This window comes from Pontibacter ummariensis (assembly GCF_900188175.1).
In the GTDB taxonomy this organism is placed as follows: Bacteria; Bacteroidota; Bacteroidia; order Cytophagales; family Hymenobacteraceae; genus Pontibacter; species Pontibacter ummariensis.
In genome coordinates, this window is record NZ_FZOQ01000015.1 from 83,267 (window position 1) to 102,322 (window position 19,056).

Annotated in this window: 14 protein-coding genes; 8 read left to right on the plus strand and 6 right to left on the minus strand. The window is 53.2% G+C overall.

Annotation, left to right across the window (positions count from 1 at the left end):
• Positions 1-64: 64 nt before the first annotated feature.
• Positions 65-1,531, minus strand: coding sequence for a glycosyl hydrolase family 8 (locus CHB92_RS16220; protein WP_144266332.1), 1,467 nt, complete (start codon positions 1,529-1,531; stop codon positions 65-67).
• 573 nt (positions 1,532-2,104) lie between these two features.
• On the opposite strand from CHB92_RS16220, the gene CHB92_RS16225 reads away from it, so the two are divergent.
• The 3 genes from CHB92_RS16225 to CHB92_RS16235 all read left to right on the plus strand — a co-directional run bounded on the left by CHB92_RS16225 (position 2,105) and on the right by CHB92_RS16235 (position 8,580).
• A complete protein-coding gene (locus tag CHB92_RS16225) occupies positions 2,105-4,732 on the plus strand; it encodes a PAS domain-containing protein (RefSeq protein ID WP_144266333.1) in 2,628 nt (875 codons plus the stop codon).
• 583 nt (positions 4,733-5,315) lie between these two features.
• Complete coding sequence (locus CHB92_RS16230; RefSeq protein ID WP_106219142.1) at positions 5,316-7,688, plus strand: T9SS type A sorting domain-containing protein; 2,373 nt, start codon at positions 5,316-5,318, stop codon at positions 7,686-7,688.
• A gap of 184 nt (positions 7,689-7,872) precedes the next feature.
• Entirely contained in the window at positions 7,873-8,580 is a 708-nt protein-coding gene (locus tag CHB92_RS16235; protein ID WP_179223079.1) for a hypothetical protein, read from the plus strand.
• Positions 8,581-8,789: 209 nt separating this feature from the next.
• Here the strand turns inward: CHB92_RS16235 and CHB92_RS16240 are convergent, their stop codons facing one another.
• On the minus strand, positions 8,790-8,993 hold the full coding sequence (locus CHB92_RS16240) for a hypothetical protein (protein WP_089320282.1): 204 nt from the start codon (positions 8,991-8,993) through the stop codon (positions 8,790-8,792).
• A gap of 400 nt (positions 8,994-9,393) precedes the next feature.
• Here CHB92_RS16240 and CHB92_RS16245 point away from each other — a divergent pair, with 400 nt between their 5' ends.
• The 3 genes from CHB92_RS16245 (at position 9,394) to CHB92_RS16255 (ending at position 12,388) form a co-directional block, all read left to right on the plus strand.
• Positions 9,394-10,287: an SDR family oxidoreductase gene (locus CHB92_RS16245; RefSeq protein ID WP_089320283.1), complete on the plus strand. Its 894-nt coding sequence runs from the start codon at positions 9,394-9,396 to the stop codon at positions 10,285-10,287.
• Between the two features lie 142 nt (positions 10,288-10,429).
• Positions 10,430-10,801 carry a spore germination protein GerW family protein gene (locus tag CHB92_RS16250; RefSeq protein WP_089320284.1) on the plus strand — a complete coding sequence of 124 codons (372 nt, stop codon included), beginning with the start codon at positions 10,430-10,432 and terminating at the stop codon, positions 10,799-10,801.
• Positions 10,802-10,972: 171 nt separating this feature from the next.
• Positions 10,973-12,388 (plus strand): FAD-binding oxidoreductase, encoded by a 1,416-nt coding sequence (locus CHB92_RS16255; protein WP_089320285.1) that lies wholly within the window; start codon positions 10,973-10,975, stop codon positions 12,386-12,388.
• Positions 12,389-12,514: 126 nt separating this feature from the next.
• On the opposite strand, the gene CHB92_RS16260 is transcribed toward CHB92_RS16255, so the two are convergent.
• Positions 12,515-13,231: a hypothetical protein gene (locus CHB92_RS16260; RefSeq protein ID WP_144266334.1), complete on the minus strand. Its 717-nt coding sequence runs from the start codon at positions 13,229-13,231 to the stop codon at positions 12,515-12,517.
• 300 nt (positions 13,232-13,531) lie between these two features.
• Here CHB92_RS16260 and CHB92_RS16265 point away from each other — a divergent pair, with 300 nt between their 5' ends.
• Both CHB92_RS16265 and CHB92_RS16270 read left to right on the plus strand, forming a co-directional pair.
• Positions 13,532-13,954: a hypothetical protein gene (locus CHB92_RS16265; RefSeq protein ID WP_089320287.1), complete on the plus strand. Its 423-nt coding sequence runs from the start codon at positions 13,532-13,534 to the stop codon at positions 13,952-13,954.
• A gap of 251 nt (positions 13,955-14,205) precedes the next feature.
• Positions 14,206-15,276, plus strand: a complete 1,071-nt coding sequence (locus CHB92_RS16270) for a proline iminopeptidase-family hydrolase (protein WP_089320288.1) — start codon at positions 14,206-14,208, stop codon at positions 15,274-15,276.
• A gap of 91 nt (positions 15,277-15,367) precedes the next feature.
• On the opposite strand, the gene CHB92_RS16275 is transcribed toward CHB92_RS16270, so the two are convergent.
• From CHB92_RS16275 to gdhA, 3 genes are all read right to left on the minus strand, one after another.
• Positions 15,368-15,910 carry a hypothetical protein gene (locus tag CHB92_RS16275; protein ID WP_245842642.1) on the minus strand — a complete coding sequence of 181 codons (543 nt, stop codon included), beginning with the start codon at positions 15,908-15,910 and terminating at the stop codon, positions 15,368-15,370.
• 11 nt (positions 15,911-15,921) lie between these two features.
• Positions 15,922-17,079, minus strand: coding sequence for a zinc-dependent alcohol dehydrogenase (locus CHB92_RS16280; protein ID WP_089320289.1), 1,158 nt, complete (start codon positions 17,077-17,079; stop codon positions 15,922-15,924).
• 325 nt (positions 17,080-17,404) lie between these two features.
• The gene (gene gdhA / locus CHB92_RS16285; protein WP_089320290.1) at positions 17,405-18,742 is read right to left on the minus strand and encodes an NADP-specific glutamate dehydrogenase; all 1,338 of its coding nucleotides are present in this window, start codon (positions 18,740-18,742) and stop codon (positions 17,405-17,407) included.
• Between the last annotated feature and the right edge of the window lie 314 nt (positions 18,743-19,056).

Sequence of the window (19,056 nt, forward strand, 5' to 3'; positions counted from 1 at the left end):
GTGGGTGAAAGCTACAATGTTTATAGCTTTCACCCACGGCCCTTTTATGATACAGCGTAGGCTTTTACTCTTGCAGTGGATCCCAGAAATTACCTGTTAAGGTGAAGAGGTATAAGACACGCGTATTCAGGTTAAACCAGTAGTTATCCCGGAGTTTGCTCAATTCGGTGCCAAATTTATCGACACGTGCCTGGCTGTGGCTCATGGCGGCTACCGTAAAGCCTCCCAGAAAGGCACTGTTCAGCCCATTTTTGCCTATGCGCGTTCCGTTCAGCTCATAGCCATCCACGATATTGGCTGGCCCTACCTGCTCTGCCCAGCCAGAAACCTTCTGGCTCCAGGCTTCGGCTTTCGCGTTTCCATTCCAGAGGTAGTCTAAGGTCAAGCGCCACGGCGCACGGCAGGCATCGTAGCCGAAGTGCCCTGCTCTGCCACCAGGCCCTGGCGTGCCGCTGGCTGTTTGCCAGTCTGGCACCAGGCCAGTGGTCGGGTGAGCACTGCCCTCCAGTAAAGTGTAGGTGTCGTCCGCCAGCTGGGCCCAGATGTTATCACCGGTTACGGTGGCGAAGACCCTGAAGAAGGCCGGAGTGTGGTACATCAGGTCCGTCATGCCGCACCCTCCCCAGGCAATGTTCGAATAGCCTGGCGCCAGGATGTAAATGCTTTTCCCGTTCACGCTGCACTGCACGATCAACTTTGTTTTGATGATCTGCAGAATCTCTTTCGCCGCGTCGGTGTAGGCACTGCCCCAGTGCTTGCCAGCCACGATCAGCGCAAAAGCCACGTCTATGTCGCCGTCGGTGGCACTGCCCGGGTCGTTTATCCCGCTGCAGGTAACAGACCAGGCCATCATGTTTGCCGCCGTCGGCGTGCGTTTGGCGTTGTAAAACTTCAGGAGCCCGTCAAAGGTGTCCTTGTCTTTGGCATAAGCCGACAGCAAAAGGCCGAAGCCGATGGCTTCTACTTTTGTTTCAGCCGCAGGGTCGGCAATCACGCGCAGGCCATCGTTACAAGCCACCACCTGGGTACTTCTCCAGCGCTCGTACTCACTCATGGCCAGCTCATGTGTTACAGTGGCAGGGAAGTAACCGTGCTTATAACCCGCTACCGGGCTAGGCGCAGGGGCAGCTCCCTCCTCAATCACCAGCTCCTTGGCCAGGGTCTCCCCTTTCGTGTAGTTCACTGCCACAGAACCCAGCACCTTATTCTCAGCCCCCTTCAGCACCGTAAAGTACAGGGTACCCTTTGGAGCAAGGCTAGGGAGGCTCTGCAAATTAAACCGGGCTAAGCCGGCTGAGTTTGTGGCCACGGTTTTTAAGGCGTTGGCAGGGGTACGCCCGCTTGTTGTGGTGGAGGGGTCTTTAAACAACAGCACGTTCCGGTTGGCTTCGGTAGCGCCAGCCGCATTCTTTACGGTAATGTCTACCTGGGTGGGCAGTTCTACTGCACTCTCTTCCTCTTCTTTACCACAACCGGCCATGGTACACAGTACCCAAAAGCAGGACAAGGTGTAAAGCATTGCTCTTTTCATCTGTTCCGTATTTAAATTAAAAATTTTGTTCTTTCCCAATGCCGACGCTTTGCCCCCAGAGGGCTTGCTGTTTTCACCCTGATTCAGTTCCTGCAAATGCGCCTTACTTTACCACGTAACCGCTTCTCAGGTAGAGAAGTATGCGTGACAAGCAGTAAACAGGAAGCAAAAGTTCCACCCTGGTTTTAAAGCAGCGCCAGTATAACGGACATAAACTCCGCAAAAGCCCTAAACTTAAAGGGGTCAGGTCTCCCTGCTTCCTTATAAGCGGTAGCAAAATAGGTAAAAAGGAATTAGGAATAGGCCTATATTTATAGATTTTAGTACTTCCTGTTTGACTTTCTAAGGTTGGCCTACGCTTTAGCTCAACGCTTTTCACCCATTGCCCTATCCGATCAAATTGCAGATTTGAACAAAAAAGTTGATATTGAGGCATATAAATGGATGACGGTAAAGCACCCAATCGTGACAGCAAGCCAAAGGTGTCGAAGATCTGCCTCCCACTGCTCATCCACGTTCATGTACCGCAAAACCAGTGACTGATCCGGCATCCTTAAAACATTGAAGACAACCATGACACAAGTCGCTTCCCTTACACCAGAAGTGCTCCACCTGCTAGAAACTGTACCGGATCTGTACCTGATTCTGTCGCCGGACTTTATTATTCTCACGGCCAGTGCACGCTACCTGAAGGCAACCTACACCGAGCGGGAAAAGATCCAGGGCAGACTTGTGTTCGACATATTCCCAGACAACCCGGCACTACAGCATTCGGAGGCGACTACGAATCTGCGGTACTCCCTGGAATGGGTGCTCGCGCACAAGCAGCCGCATGAAATGGGCCTGCTGCGCTACGACATCCTGGAGCCCGGGCAGGTCGGGGCCTTTCAGGAGAAGTATTGGCGCTCATCCCACACCCCGGTGCTGGACGGGGAAGGAAACATTCAGTACATCATCCACAAAACAATTGACGTCACCAGCGAGGTACTGGCCCAAAAGCAGGTAAAGGAGTACGAGCAGCAGCTAGAACAAGCCCAGGGCTTGCAGGAATTAGCAAATGCGGAACTGGCCTCTGCCCGTGCAGAAACAGAGTTGGAGCGGAAGAAGCTTTACGAGGTCTTTATGCGGGCGCCGGCCATGATCTGCATTTTTGAAGGGCCAGCGCACGTTTTTAAATTAGTGAACCCGCCCTATCAGCAGTTGGTAGGAGACCGCCCCCTGCTGGGCAAACCCATTGCCGAGGCCATGCCCGAGCTGGCCGGGCAACCTATTTTCGGGCTGTTAGACCACGTGTACCGTACCGGCGAGAGCTTTCATACAGATGAGATGAAGGTACAGCTCGACCATGACAATACGGGTGGCCTGGGGCACAACTACTATAACTTCACGTATCAGCCTACCCGGAATGTTGTTGGAGAAACAGACGGTGTGCTGGTGTACGCCTACGAGGTGACCGCGCAGGTAGAGGCCCGCCAAAAGATAGAGCAACGGGAGCAGGACCTGCAAATACTGAACGAGCAGCTGACAGCAGCCAACGAGGAGATCAGAGCCGCTTATGAAGAGTTGTCGGACACCCAACTCGCCCTTCAGGACCTGAACCAGCAACTGGAAGCGCAGGTAATGGTCAGGACCCGGGAGCTACAGTTGTCGAAAGCCGAAACGGAAGCACAGCGAAACCGCCTGCACCAGCTTTTTATGGAAGCCCCCGCCCCTATTGCGATTCTGGCTGGGGAGCGTTTTGTTTTTGATCTGGTGAACCCTGCTTACCAGCAGCTATTGCCAGGGCGAAAGCTGTTAGGTAACTCCATGTTGAGTGAAGCTTTGGCAGAATTGGCAGCACAGCCCTTTGCCAACCTCCTGCGGCAGGTCTATCGCACGGGAGAGACCATCGTGAAAAAAGAGGAACTCATTCCCGTCGCCCGGTATGAGGGGGCTCCCCTGGAAGAACGCTACTTCAATTATACCCTGCAAGCGCGGCGGGACGAACAAGACAAGGTAGACGGCATTATCATCTTTGCCTTTGAGGTAACAGACCAAGTGGAGGCCCGGCAGGCGGCGGAGCGAAGCGCAGAGCGCTTACAGCTCATCACCGATGCCCTGCCCGTGCTGATCGGCTACCTGGACAAAGAAGAGAAGTACCGGTTTGCGAACAAGGCCTATGAATCCTGGTTTCCGCTTAAATCAAAAGAACTGCTGGGCCGCCCTGTGCGCGAAGTGGTTGGGGAAAAAGCTTATAAGGGAGTAAAAGAGTATATCGACAGAGCACTGGCTGGGGAGCGGTTGGACTTCGACAGCAGGATGCCGTATCGGGAGGACTTTGTAAAATATATCCATACCAGTTATATCCCGGACATACAAGAGGGGAAGGTAGCTGGATTTTTTACCCTGGTAAGCGACGTGACAGAGCAAGTACAGGCCCGCCAACAAATAGAAGAAAGGGAAAAGGAGGCCCTGGCCCTGACAAAGGAGCTAGCCGCCATCAACGAGGAGCTGAAAACTGCAAACGAGCAACTCCGGCGCACCAACATAGACCTGGATAACTTTGTGTACACGGCCTCGCATGACCTGAAGGCCCCGATTTATAACATTGAAGGACTCCTGCGGCTTCTCACCGATACCCTCCCCACCCCGGTCCTGTCCTCTGAGGGTTTGGAAGGTGTGACAGGTATGATCGAGGACTCGATAACGCGGTTCAAGCGCACCATCGAGCACCTGACAGAAGTGAGCAAACTACAAAAGGAAAACAACCAGGAGCCTGTAGAGGTTAATCTGTCGGATGTGGTGCGGGATGTAAGGCTCGACCTGTCTTCCCAACTGGAAGCGGTGGATGCACAGCTGGACGTGGATATTGCGGCATGCCCTGGAATCCACTTCTCCGAAAAGAACCTGCGCTCTGTGGTCTACAATCTGCTCTCCAATGCCGTAAAGTACCGCTCGCCAGAACGCAAACCCCGCATACAGCTCTACTGCAAGCAGGAAGGGGAATACATTGCCCTTTCTGTTCGGGACAACGGACTGGGCATGGACCTGGCCGGCAAGCAAAAGCTCTTTTCCATGTTCGGCCGCCTGCACGACCACGTGGAAGGCTCCGGCATCGGCCTGTACATGGTGAAGAAGATCGTAGAGAATGCGGATGGGCGGATAGAAGTGGAAAGTGAGGTAGGCGTCGGCTCAACCTTTACCGTGTATTTTAAAAGCTGACCCTGCATAGTTTTATAGCTGCAAAGAGTCTTTGCCCCTTTAAGCGCGGCTTTGCCTAGCCGGCTGGCTCCCTTTCCGCTTTTGTAACCACAGCCACCGTCACAACAAGCACCCTGAAAGCGGGGAGCTAACTGCAACAAAAGACGCTCTGATGACCGTACACCCGGGTTTATCTGCACGCTGAACAAAGCGGTCAGCTCTTGTTTCCTTTCGCCTTATCTCTCTATCCCAATTTAATATCGGGTATCTTTTATAAATATCAGAAAAGCTATATGGCTGCGCTTTATATTTGCTGCACCAGCAGGCAAGGTACGGTTGTATAGTTCTTTCTCTTTTAAAGGGTGATTTACGATGACCGGTCAACCTCTAGCTGCTGCGTTTGTAATTTATTACCTTTAACAACCTGTAATTGAAACAGCTTTACCCTCTTCGTCTAGCGCTTTGCTTTTCCCTGTTACTTTTTAGTTATTGTACCAAGGCCCAACAGCATACTGCCCCATCCATTCCTTTTTCCACGAACAGTACAAGCCTTACTGTCTGGAATGGGGAGAAGTATGTTCCCCTCTTTATCAAGGGCATTAACATGGGTATCGCCACCCCCGGTACTTTCCCGGGCGAACTTGCGGCTAGCAGGGCCGACTATGGCCGGTGGTTCCAACTCATACGGGAAGCAGGTTTCAACAACATCAGGCTCTATACCCTGCACTATCCGCACTTTTATGAAGTACTCGACTCTTTTAACCTCGCAAACCCGCAGCAACCGCTCTTCTTTTTCCAGGGCATATGGCTGGAGGAAGAGGTAGAAGGCTACGACCACGACCTTTACACCCTTAGCCCCTACTTTGAGCAGGAGATAGAAGAGAACATAGACGCTGTACACGGCAACAGGGTAATCGCCAGCCGGTATGGGAAAGCCTATGGCACCTATAAAACCGATGCCTCCAGGTGGCTGCTGGGCTACATCATCGGGCGTGAAGTGCACCCGCCAGAAGTGGTTAACACCAATGAGCGCCATGCCGGCGATACCTCCTACCAGGGCCGCTACCTCTCTATCACCCAGGCTACTGCTGCAGAAACCTGGACGGTAAAACACCTGGATAAACTAGTGGCCCGGGAAACGGACCTGTACCAAACCCAACGTCCTGTCAGTTTTTCAAGCTGGCCAACCTTAGACCCCTTGTACCACGCCGGCGAAGCCAACCGCTATGAGGACATGGCCACCATCGATGTCTCGCAGATGGACCTCTCGAAGGCGAAGGCCGGTTACTTTGCCACCTACCATGCCTACCCTTATTACCCGGACTTCGTGAGCCAGGACCCGGCTTATGCCACTGCCTCTGATTACCTGGGGCAGAACAGTTACCTGGGTTACCTGCGGGCACTAAAGCAGCACTACAGGCACATGCCGCTCATCATTGGCGAGTTCGGGGCGCCTTCCAGCTGGGGCACGGCGCACTATGCGCAGAGCGGCATCCACCATGGTGGCATGGATGAGGAAACACAGGGCAAGCACAACCTGCGCATGCTTCGCAACATAGCAGCTGCTGGCGGTGGCGGAGGCATTCAGTTCGCCCTGATGGATGAATGGTTTAAGCGCACGTGGATCACAGACCCCATGGACTTCAACCCTGAAAAGCGCGCACGCTGGCATAACGTAACCGCCGCCGAGCAGAACTTCGGCCTGCTCGGGTTTAAAAAGGCGGGCCCTGCCACGCAGGCCTGGGAACAGATGTGCGCCACCTGCCCGATCAAAGCCGTTGAGGCTGGCGCTGACTTTGCATTCCTGAATTTAAAGCTTGCCATTCAGGCTCCCTTGAGTGTAGATGACACCCTCTGGGTCGCCCTGGATACCTATGATGCCGGATTGGGGGAGAAAGTATTGCCTAACGGAAAACAGGTTCGGAACAGGGCTGAGTTTGCCCTGATGATCACCAATTATAAAGCCGAACTGTACGTAACCGAAGCCTATGACCTTTACGGCATCTGGCACGAGACCTCCTCTCCGAAGCAGCTGTACCGCTCTACGGCTACCACAGGTGCTCCCTGGAACATAGTGCGCTGGCGCAATAACAACAACGACCGGGAGGTGCAGTACATCGGCAGCCTGCGCGTCAACCGCCTGGGCTTACCCCCCACATCCATGGACGCTGTTACTTTAACTGAATCGTCTGTCGAAATAAAGCTCCCCTGGACGCTGCTTAACTTTACCGATCCCAGCTCTGCTGCCGTGATGCACGATGACCAGGCTGTTGCAGGATACCAGGAAAGAACATCGGACGGCATAGCCCTTACCGTATTTTACAAGGACAAAAGCTACGAAACAACCTCAAGGTTCAAATGGGACAACTGGACTGACACCCGCCTGGCAGTAGAGCACAAAAAGGCATCCTATGAGATCGCCAGCCAATACCTGCCTACCCTGCCCGGCAACCCGATCGCAAAACAGGATACATACCCTGTGCAGCTGGACCAGTTAAATGAAGTACGCGCAAGCCAGGGGGTACTGCAAAACGACCTGTCGCTGGACGGTACCCGCATGGAGGCCGTGTTGCACAAAGGACCGGAGCATGGCCAGCTTATACTCTACCGTGACGGGGGCTTTGTGTACGTGCCGGAAGATGGGAAGGCAGGCGAGGTTACTTTCACTTATGCGGTGCTGGCTGGAACGCACCAGTCAGAGCCTGTCACCGTAAAGCTTATGGTAGAAGGCACCCCGGCCGGTAAAGGTTTTGCCATGCTGTACCCAAACCCTACGCAGCGGGACGTGCACATCAGTTCAAAAGCCGTCATCGACCAGATAGAGCTTTACAATAACCTGGGCGTACGGATTTTCTCCCGTGCTGTGCACGCAAAAGAAGTTGCGTTCCCGCTCGAGAATGTGCCTCCTGGCTTGTATACCATAAAGCTCTACTCAGGTAAAGAGAGCCTGGCCAGAAAAGTTATTCTGATACGATAAGGAAAAGGGCATGGGAAAGTGCCAGTGTATGCGCCTGCCCTTTCCGCTACGTCCTGTAACCATTTTGTGGGAGTTGCCTATAAAGCAGTACTTCGCCAGCAGTATTAGCTGCAGTTTTTAAGGTTGCTGTCTGAGCGGGCTACTTGCCTTTGCTTACAGCGCATGCTCTTTATCCCTGCTACCTATGAACCGTTTTTTATCGAAAGAGAAATCCCTGGAATTGCTCCACACCCTACAGGCGTCCCCCATGAAGACAGCGTATGAGCAGGAGAAGCACCGGATGGCGTTGCTGGACGAGCAGGGCAATGAGCAGGCCTATTTCCGTTTGCCGATCACCCTCCCCGCCCCGGATACCGCGCAACAGGAGGATGAGGGACAGGTGAATTATGTGATCCTGCTGATTCAATCAGGCAACTGTGCGATGGGCTATTTCGAGAACGGGGTGAACCTGGACCACAAAGTGTTCCGCTCCTACATGGTACGCAAAAAGCAGGGCAAGAGCCAGATCAAGTACCTGAAGACGAAAGGCAAGTCCAGGGCCGGCTCCCGCGTACGGCTGGGAGAAACAGTGGAGTTCTTTGAAAACATAAACGGGCGGCTGCAGGACTACTTTGAGGAGCATGAGATCCACCGCATCGCCATTAGCTGCTCCAAAACGCTAATTCCCTACCTGTTCAGTTCTAAAGTCACCACGCCTTTTGATAAAAACGACCCACGCCTGTACAAAATACCCAAGCACATCCATACACCCATTTACGAAGTGATGCTGGACGCGAACAGGTTCCTGACGAAGGGCGAGTTGATCTATGAAGAGGCCCAGCAGGGCCTGGTAGATGACTTGCTGGGGAAAGCGGAAGACCTCTATGAGGAGGACGATGAGCTGGGTTGGTAGGCGCTTGTTTCTAAGTATTCCTGGCGCAAACGACCGCTTGTGCCTCCCCCTTTAGCGGGCATGCTGGAATTAGGCAAAGCTTTCCCCGTACAGCATCATCTCAAGGCGTTAGGCTTATACGTGGGTGGTGAAATGGATTTGAAGTATCTCCGGCTGGTGAGAACTGTTGCGCACTAGCCGGAGATAAAGGCCGGGGGCATACCAACTCGTTAAGAATGCTTATGCGCCCGGCCCAGGTAAATGCCGTAAGCAATGAGGGCTGCCCCGGCTCCAAAAATGATATACTGTTGCTCCTTAACCGAAAGGTTCTTAAAAAACTTTATCCCTTTTCCAGCCGGGTCGTTCACAATGTCTGTTAATTGCGAAGGGTCCTCGATCAGGTCTTTGAGCGATTCTGTAGTAGATTCTGCCATAGTATTGATTTTATTTTTGTTTCAGATAGATACGGGGCTCCCTGCACAATAGATATGTATAGCTAGATCCGTTTTTCATCCACTCCCGATAACCAGGCATGCAGTCATGTCCCGGTTGCCCTAAAAGCAGCTTCGCTCCAGGCGTTTGGCACTCCCTGCTGCTTTTGATTTTAGCCAAGGAACGATTCCTTATTTCTGACTTGGGAGCACGATTGGACCAACCTCAGAGCGCAATGCCCGTATATAACTTTGCCATTATTTTTTTGCCACTTTATTAGTAGCATCAACTGCTACGCCTCACCCTTGCTGTTTCCGCTCCCCCTCTGTCCGCAGCAGTATCAGCTGCGCTCGCCCTGAAGCAACTCCTCAGACCGCGTCCACTATAATTATTTATATAAATATGAAAGTATTGGTTATTGGCGGTACCGGAACGGTAGGTTCCCAAACCGTAAAAGAACTTTTTGACCGCGATGTAGAAGTACAGGTGCTTACTCGCAGCGAAGAAAAGGCAAGGAACCTGCCGGCAGGCGTTCGGGCTGTTGTCGGAGACCTCCTCGACCCCAGGATAGTGCGGAGCGCCTTTAAAGGCATAGACGGCGTTTTCATGCTCAACCCGGTTAGCACGACTGAAACCAGCGAAGGGCTTTTTGCTGTGAATGGGGCCCGGCTGGCTGGCGTAAAGCACTTTGTCTACATGTCGGTGCACAACTACAAAAAAGCGCTTCACCTCCCCCACTTTGGCTCTAAGCTAGCCGTTGAAGCCGCAATTAAAGATGCTGGCATGGCCTACACCTTCCTGCGGCCCAACAACTTTTACCAGAACGACTATATGTTTAAAGACGCCATGCTGCAGTACGGGGTATATGCGCAGCCTCTGGGCAGTATGGGCACCTCCCGCGTAGACGTGCGCGATATCGCCGAAGCGGCGGCCATCACTCTGACAACGACAGGACACGAAGGTGAGGTCTATAACCTGGTAGGCCCTGCCCCATTAACAGGGCAGGAAACCGCAGCGATCTGGAGCAAGGCATTAGGGGTGCCTGTTACCTATGGAGGCGACGACATGGATGCCTGGGAACAGCAAATGGCCCAGTTCATCCCTGCCTGGATGGCCTTCGACTTCCGCTTGATGTACGAGCACTTTCAGCAGCATGGCCTCAAAGCCACACCAGACGATATAGCGCGCCTGACAAGGCTGCTGGGCCATGCCCCGCGCAACTTCGAGGCCTTTGCACAGGAAGCCGCCAGTGCCTGGAAGCCAATAGCGGAAGCCGACCCCATCCCGGCAGCTTAAGCGCCCCTTTACCAGAGACAACAGGAGACAAGGGAGCACAGAGAAGGGACGCGCGCCCTTATCTCCTGCGGTTTAGGAACAGCTTTACCCGCTAGCCTCTAGCATCAAAGTCACATGATTAACAGCCCATAAAACAGGAAAAATGGAACAAAACAACGCAGAAGGCGGCGCAACACAAAAGACCTTTGTAGAGCGGATTGCAGAAAATCTGGGTGGGGTAGCCAATGCCGAGCGGGTATATGGGAACCCGGTTGAGCGGGACGGCCTCACCATCATTCCCGTTGCCAAGGCGCAGTTCGGGTTTGGGGGCGGCGCTGGCAAAAAAGCCGGGGAAGAAGGCTCGGGTGGCGGTGGCGGAATTTCCCTTACCCCCATCGGCTACATCGAAATGAAACAAGGCAACTCCCAATTCCGCCCGATTCGGGACCAACAGACGCTTCTGAAGGTGATAGCGGTAGGAGGCTTGCTCGCCCTGCTTACGGTACGGAGCCTTACCAAGCTGTTGAAAAGGTAGTGGTCAGCGCTTGCCCTGCTTTTTACTCCCTCCTTTGGTTCTGGACTCTCCTGTACCGCTCCATCCTTCCTGTTATTTTATCTCATGTAGCAGCCCCTGCGGGGAGGGCCTTTTACTGAAGCTGCCGTGATTTTTCCGAGTACAATAAAGCAACAATAACCCTCATTATTTATGGAAGAACAAACTATTACCTCAGAACCAGGCGCTATAGCGAAACTGGCAGCAGACCAGCTGAGAGGAAAACTTCGGGGCGACCTGCTGTTACCCGGAGGCACCGGGTATGACCAGAGCCGCCGGGTATGGAACGGCATGATTGACAAGCACCCCGCCTTGATTGTGCGCTGTGCCGGTCCTTCTGACGTAATACAGGCTGTTAACTTTGCAAGGCAACATGAACTACCGATTTCTGTAAAAGCAGGTGGGCATAACTTTGCCGGAAATGCAGTTTGCGAAGGAGGACTGACGATAGACCTCTCTAAGATGCGGAGTATCCGGGTAGACCCGGTAAAGCGCACTGCAAGAGCGGAGACAGGCGCTTTACTGAGCGACCTGGACCACGAAACGCAGGCGTTCGGCCTGGCCACCACGGCAGGTACTGTGTCCCATACCGGCATAGCGGGTTTAACCTTGGGAGGCGGGCAGGGCTGGCTCATGAACAAGTATGGACTGACGATTGACAATCTGCTCTCTGTGGACTTGGTGCTGGCAGACGGCAGCTTTGTGACGGCCAGTGCAACAGAGAACGAGGACCTTTTCTGGGCAGTGCGCGGTGGCGGCGGCAACTTTGGTATCGCTACCTCTTTTGAATACCAGTTGCACCCGGTGGGGCCGCAGATATTGGGGGGCATGATCCTCTATCCTATGGACAAAGCCAAGGAAGTGCTTCGCTTTTACCGGTCCTACTCCATGGATACGCCGGACGAACTCAGTTCTGCCGCGGGCATGCTCACTACCCCTGACGGGCTCCCGGCCATCGCCGTGGTGGTGTGCTGGACAGGCAAGCCAGAAGAAGGAGAGGCTCATGTAAAAGCCCTGCGCGAGTTCAGCACCCCACTCGTCGATTTGATTGCCCCCATGCCCTACACAGCTTTACAGAAGATTTTTGACGCTGCTGTCCCCCATGGTCTGTACCGCTACGCCAAAATGGGATACCTGCCGCACCTGGAGGATGAGCTGCTGGATGTGTTGCTGCAATACGCCCATAACTTTACCTCTCCTTACTCCATCATCTTGCTGAACTGTATGAAAGGAGCCGTAACCCGGGTATCTCCTACTGCGACTCCCTTTGTTCACCGCAACGCGCAGTGGCACTTTGACATAGTGCCACAGTGGACAAATCCGGACGAAGCCGATACCCACATCAACTGGGCCCGCTCTTTCTGGAAGGCCACGGAGCAGTTTACGAAAGGAACCGGTGTTAACTTCTTTGATGCGGATGATGGTGCTGACCGGGTAAAGCTCGCCTACGGTACCAACTACGAGCGTCTCGCCAAGCTAAAACAGAAGTACGACCCAACCAACTTCTTCCGGCTGAACAACAACATTCTACCCGAACCTTCCATGGAGTCAGGGTTGGTTGCAGAATAAGCCAGGCGGTTCGGGCGGTGAGCACAGGAGGAACGAACGACCTCCATCGAGAACGACAAACACGTACAGTAAAGGCCCCTTGCCGGCAAGGGGCCTTTACATGCGTACGGTGAGTAAAGCTGTTGCTTACTCCAGGCTGATCAACAGGTTGGCCTGCAGGATAGACTCGTCGAGGCCCTCGATGCCCGCCACATTGTTCCAGTAGCGCCACTCGGAGCCCAGGTACACTTTTCCGGGCTTGCCCCAGGTATTTCCCAAATCCAGAAAGAGCTGCGGCTGTGTGAGGAACTGGGCGCCGCCAGGACCGCGGTCGCCAATGTAATCCATGAAGCCACGGAACCGCAGCCGTACTTTTTCGGAAACAGGCAATGGAATATCCCAGCTCGGCGTAATTTGGTAAGTACCCTCGTACTCCTCGCCGTGTTGTTTGTAGTAGTAAGTTTCGAGTTGCAGCAAACCGGAACCCGGGAGCCTGAACCGGAAAGCTGGCCCCGTCAGGTATACAAAAAAATCGCCGGTACCACCAAAGAGCACGTTCACGCCGCCTGCCCATAACACATCACTGACTGGCCCCCGGTTGATCTCCTTGCCCAGTACACGACTCAGACTCAGCTTCGGATACCACTCTGTGTAAAGACTTGGGCTCTCGAGGCTCACGTTGTTGTACAGGTCCGCAAAGCCGAACTGCTCCAGGACGCCATAGGTACCAAAATGCTCCAAGGTGATCGTGGCCAGTTCACCAGAGCGTTCCAGGTTACGGCCGTAGAGAAACTGCACATTGGAACCACCCTGGTAAATCACCTGCGCAGTTGCCTGCCCGTTAAGCAGCAGCACCAGTGACAAAAAAAGCAGTGATAAAAAAGTTCTTTTAACAGTACGGAGATTTGGGCCTGTAAAATTTAAGCGCATAAAGTTGTGGTTGAGGCAATTACAAACAGCGTTGAAAGTAGCAACAGTTTATTGGATGATCACTGCAGGAAGCAGCGCTTTACTCCTCGGCAAAGTTAATCTTCTGTACACGCTTGCCCAATCTTTGGACTGTAAAAAGGTTAGCCCCGCTGCACAAAAGCTCCTCGTGCAGTGGGGCAACATAACCATTGTGTTGAATAGCAGTATTTATAGGTAGCACCTAACGTATTTACCATGGATACTCCCACAGAAACTGTTGAAGAGACTGGCGCCGTATTACCAAACCCACAGGCTGTTGTACCAAATGCCCTACAGGAAGTAAATGTTGTTTTTATGGGCCCTGTCGTGGACGGATACTTCCAGCCCGTGCCGGATAAGCTGAACACGCCCCCCCGATGGGAGCAGGGCAGCTACAGCATTACTGCCGGCAAGTGGCCTACTCCTGGGCTTAGCCCGAACCTGATGGACCTCACGCGCTATAACGGCTACTCTATTCTGGTGATGGCCTCTGCCTGGGACAAGGAAGTGATCAGCCAGGCCAGGATCTTTGGGGTGTTAACGAATATGGCGAGTGACGTTATCGCAAAGTTTGCCTATGCAAGCCTGCAGGAAAAAGAAGAGGAAATAGCCGCCTATATCTCCGGCATCAGCAACTAAGGCGGCGACAGGCCAAAGAACGAAAACAACTCTTGCTACACGCTTTAACTACCTCTAAAGCCTCTCTCCCATCAAGAGGCTACCCCTTTCCCCGAAGAGCTTGCTGCCCTGCACAGCATTTACCACACCATAGCCCCTACCCCCCTGTTGTTTCTGCTCCTAAACCGTGCTTAGGATCTTGATATGACAAGGAGAAATCGGTTATATTTACTTTTTATCACCTAACCTGATTCCCTTATAACAACAGCAACATGAAGTCATTTATTCCTGCTTTACTCCTTGGCACGGTCATTTTCCAGGGCTGCTCAGCCCCCGCCGATTCCGTTACAGCAGAGCATAACAGTCCTGACTTAGTGGGCTACCTGGACAGCTCGAGCAAAGAAGACCAGCTCAGCGGTGGTGCCCGCATGATCCCAATCTCAACCCCCAAAGGTGAGTACAAGGTCTGGACAAAGCGCGTAGGCAATAACCCGACCATGAAAGTACTGCTCCTGCACGGCGGGCCGGGCGGCACCCACGAGGCCTTTGAGTGCTTCGACAGTTACCTGCCGAAAGAAGGGATAGAGTATTATTACTACGACCAGCTGGGCTCCCACTACAGCGACCAGCCAAACGACACCAGTCTTTGGCAGACCGAACGCTTTGTGGAAGAAGTGGAGCAGGTACGCCAGGCACTGGGCCTCGGTAAAGAGAACTTTTACCTGCTGGGCCATTCCTGGGGTGGTATCCTGGCCATGGAGTATGCCCTCAAGTACCAGGACAACCTGAAAGGCCTCATCATCTCGAACATGATGTCGAGTGTGCCGGCTTATAATACATACGCTGAGGAAGTACTGGGTCCGCAGATGGCGCCGGAGGTGTTGGCCGAACTAAAGCAGATCGAAGCGAACAACGACTTTAGCAATCCGCGGTACATGGAGTTACTCCTGCCTAACTTTTACACCAAACATGCCTTGCGTATGCCGGTAGCGGAGTGGCCAGACCCGGTAAACAGAATGTTCAACCACATGAACCAGACCGTGTACGTGCAGATGCAGGGACCAAGTGAATTCGGGATCAGGGGCAATGCTTCCCTGAAAAACTGGGACCGCTCTGCCGACCTTCCTAAAATAAAAGTGCCTACCCTGACCATTGGTGGCGAGCACGACACCATGGACCCCGAACACATGAAATGGATGGCCAGCCAGTTCCCCCAGGGCAGTTACCTGTACTGCCCGGAAGGCAGCCACATGGCCATGTACGACGACCAGAAAACCTACTTCAATGGCTTGGTGAAGTTCATTAAGGAGGTGGACAGCGAGGCAAAAAGCAAGGCTTTGTAGAATAACTTAAGTCTTTTGTAAAGCTTGTATAACATAACAAAGGAGGCAACCGCAATCGGCTGCCTCCTTTGTTTTCTATCACGTTATTTTCTTAGTCTTTCGCTTTCCGTGCTATCAGGGCAACGGCAGCGGTCGTGACAAGGGCCCCTACGGCCAGTTTCTTGAACAAGCCCGTCCGGTCATGTTTCCACAAGGCTTTATAGCCTTTCTCCGCATAAATATTGGGCACTTGCCCCCGCTTCAGATCATCGATAACCCCTTCTACCACGTTTACCCGATCAGCCATGATCAGTGACAGCCAATGGATGTAGCTGGCTTCACTGTACCTGAATGCAAAACGGCGAATCTGGCCGCTCAACCCGTGAGGCGGCATGGCGGTGCCGAAGACGGCCGTAATGTTCGGGCGCTCTAGTGAATGAAGCACTTCCATGTTGACGGGTTGCAGCGGCGGGCGCTCCCAGTCATAGCCCCCATGGTCTTCTTTCTCACGGTTTCGCATGGGGTACGTGGGGTCATTCTCCGGGTCTATGTCTGCCCCCCATCCTTTGATGTGGGCGAAGTCTTTTGGCGTAGGAGCGCCCCCTTTTTTACTCCATGCCTTTATATCTACATTATCTCTCGTATTTTCTTCCATAGTGTTACGCTTTATACTCTGGCTGTTGGCGGAATAAGCACTGTTTTAATGCAGTTATCCAGTTTGTCGTTAAAGATGCGGTAAGCATCAGGTACTTCCTCCAGCGGGATGTGGTGCGTGATGATCGCTTTGGGATCAAGGTGCCCTTTCTGGATATGATCGATCATGCGGGGCAGCAGGCGTTTTACCGAGGCCTGGTTGGTCCGGATCGTTACCCCTTTGTTCATGGCACTGCCAATAGGCACCAGGTTAGCGGGTGGCCCGTATACGCCAATAATGGAAACAACGCCTCCTTTTTTCACCGCATTGATCGCCCAGTGCAGCGCTGTAGCGGCACCCGCCTGCATCAGCAGCTTCTTACCGGTAAGGGTTTGCATGGCACTGCCCGCCGCGTCCACTCCTACGGCATCAATGCAGACGTCGGCTCCCAACGAGTCAGTTGTTTTCTTGATAAAGGCCACCGGGTCTTCCAGCGACTTGAAGTTGTAGGCCTCACACTGGGCATACTTGCGGACAAAATCCAGCCGGTACTCCACGTGGTCGATCACGATCACGCGACCAGCCCCAAAAAGCCAGGAACACTTCGCCGCCATGATGCCGATAGGTCCGGCCCCAAAAACCACCACGGTATCACCGGGCTGTATGCCCCCCATTTCGGCCGCCTGGTAGCCTGTTGGCACCACGTCGGTTAATAAAACGGCATCGTCGGGGTGCAGGTCAGGTGGAATTACCATGGGTCCAACATCCGCATAAGGAACCCGTGCGTATTCTGCCTGTCCGCCGTTGAAGCCACCGGCGGTGTGCGAATAGCCAAAAACACCCCCTACTGCTGTGGCCTCCGGGTTTGCCTCATGGCAGTTGGCGAATAGCCCCTGCTTACAGAAAGTACACTTGCCGCAGGCAATGTTAAAAGGCACAATCACCTGGTCGCCTACCTTCAGTTTTTTTACATCAGGCCCTATCTCTTCCACCACGCCAATAAACTCATGCCCAAAGGTTGCCCCTACTCGCGTATCCGGCACCAGCCCGTGGTAGAGGTGCAGGTCAGACCCGCAGATGCAGGTGCGGGTAACCCGCACAATGGCATCCTCGGGATGGAGTATTTCGGGCATCGGTCTGTCACGATCGGCGCGGATTCTGTAAGGCCCACGGTAATTCACTGCTAGCATAAGCTTGTTTCCTTCCTAATTATGTGTGATATACTGTTTGTTCTTAGCGCTGGCAGTACAGGAACAGGAACCGGAGCCACTGCACTACGCATCCTTTCGTATCACGCGGGATACTAGATAAATGATACTAGGCAGCTTTTTGAAGGTTGCAGGAACTGGGTTAACGTCTGGATTTTAGAGTTTACGCGGTCTTTCTGTGTGGTGAGTCCTATACAAACAAAAAAATGAATGCAATAGCTGCAAGGAAACAAAGGCTTCCTTCTGGTAAAAGGGAAGCCTTTGTTTCCTTGTATATTATGAGGGGTGCAAAACAGATGGAGGCGCTCTATACCACGCCCTGGGCCAGCATAGCTTGAGCTACCCGTACAAAGCCCCCGATGTTTGCCCCTTTTTCGTAATTAACGTACCCATCTTCTGCCCCGTACTGCACGCATACATGATGAATGTCCTTCATGATCTGGAGGAGCCTGCTGTCTACTTCTTCTCTGCTCCAGGAGATGCGCACGGAGTTCTGAGACATTTCGAGGCCAGAAACCGCCACGCCGCCGGCATTAGAGGCCTTGCCAGGGGCATATAAAATCTTTGCCTCTCTGAAGACCTGGATCGCCTCCGGTGTGCAGGGCATGTTCGCCCCTTCCGCTACACAGAAGCACCCGTTCTTTACCAGCGTCCGGGCCTCCGCTTCATTCAGTTCGTTTTGGGTGGCAGCCGGGAAGGCCACGTCTGCCTTTATTTTCCAGGGACGTTCCCCCTCGAAGTACTCGCACCCATACTTCTCGGCATATTCCCTGATCCGTCCCCGTCTTTCATTTTTAAGCTCCATCACGAAGGCCAGCTTATCGGCATCTATGCCCTCAGGGTCATAGATAAACCCGCTGGAGTCGGACATGGTCACCACTTTGGCTCCTACTGCTATGCATTTTTCTACCGTATACTGCGCCACGTTTCCTGCCCCGGAAACAAGTACCGTCATCCCTTGCAGGGCCTTCCCATGCGTTTCCAGCATTTCTTGTGTAAAGTACACGAGCCCGTAGCCGGTTGCCTCCGGACGTATCAGACTACCGCCCCAGGTAGCGCCCTTGCCTGTGAGCACCCCCGTAAACTCTGCTTTAATGCGCTTGTACTGCCCGAACAGAAAACCTATTTCCCTTGCGCCTACCCCAATGTCGCCGGCCGGAACATCGGTATCATCATCTATGTGGCGGTACAGTTCAACCATAAAGCTTTGGCAGAACTTCATCACCTCATTATCCGACTTTCCTTTCGGGTCGAAGTCCGAGCCGCCTTTGCCGCCCCCCATGGGCAGCCCCGTCAGGCTGTTCTTAAACACCTGCTCAAACGCCAGGAACTTCAGAACGCTGAGGTTAACGGAGGGGTGAAAGCGAAGCCCGCCCTTGTACGGCCCAATGGCACTGTTCATCTGAACCCGAAAGCCCCTGTTTACCTCTACTCCCCCCTGGTCGTTCAGCCAGGGCACACGGAACATAATCACACGTTCCGGCTCCACGATGCGTTCCAGAATCCCCGAGTCCTTAAATCTTGGGTTCTTTTCTACAAAGGGAATAATTGTCTCCATTACTTCCTGCACAGACTGCATAAACTCCGGTTCATGCTGGTTTCTTAACGTTACCTTTTCCAAGAATTCTTTTACCAGTACATCCATAGGGTATGATGAGAGATGAGTTCAAAATGCAGCAGATCGGACCTGCCAGGTTTCTACTGTTTACCCCTGTGCGAGCACTTAAGTTTTGGAAAGCAGGCTTGTTTTACGGGTAAAGCTTTGTTCGCTAAGCAACAGGTACTGATGCCCTCACACCTGAAAGGTTAACTAGTGCAACAGTTCTCAGGAAGCCACCCGAATACCCTTCTCTGCTGCTAGTGGAAATGCCTTTTGCCTAGAACTGTCCCCAATAAAGCTGCCCCCTGTTGCAACAGGCTAAAATGTTGCCCATCTTGCAGGTCCTGTAACACCGATGC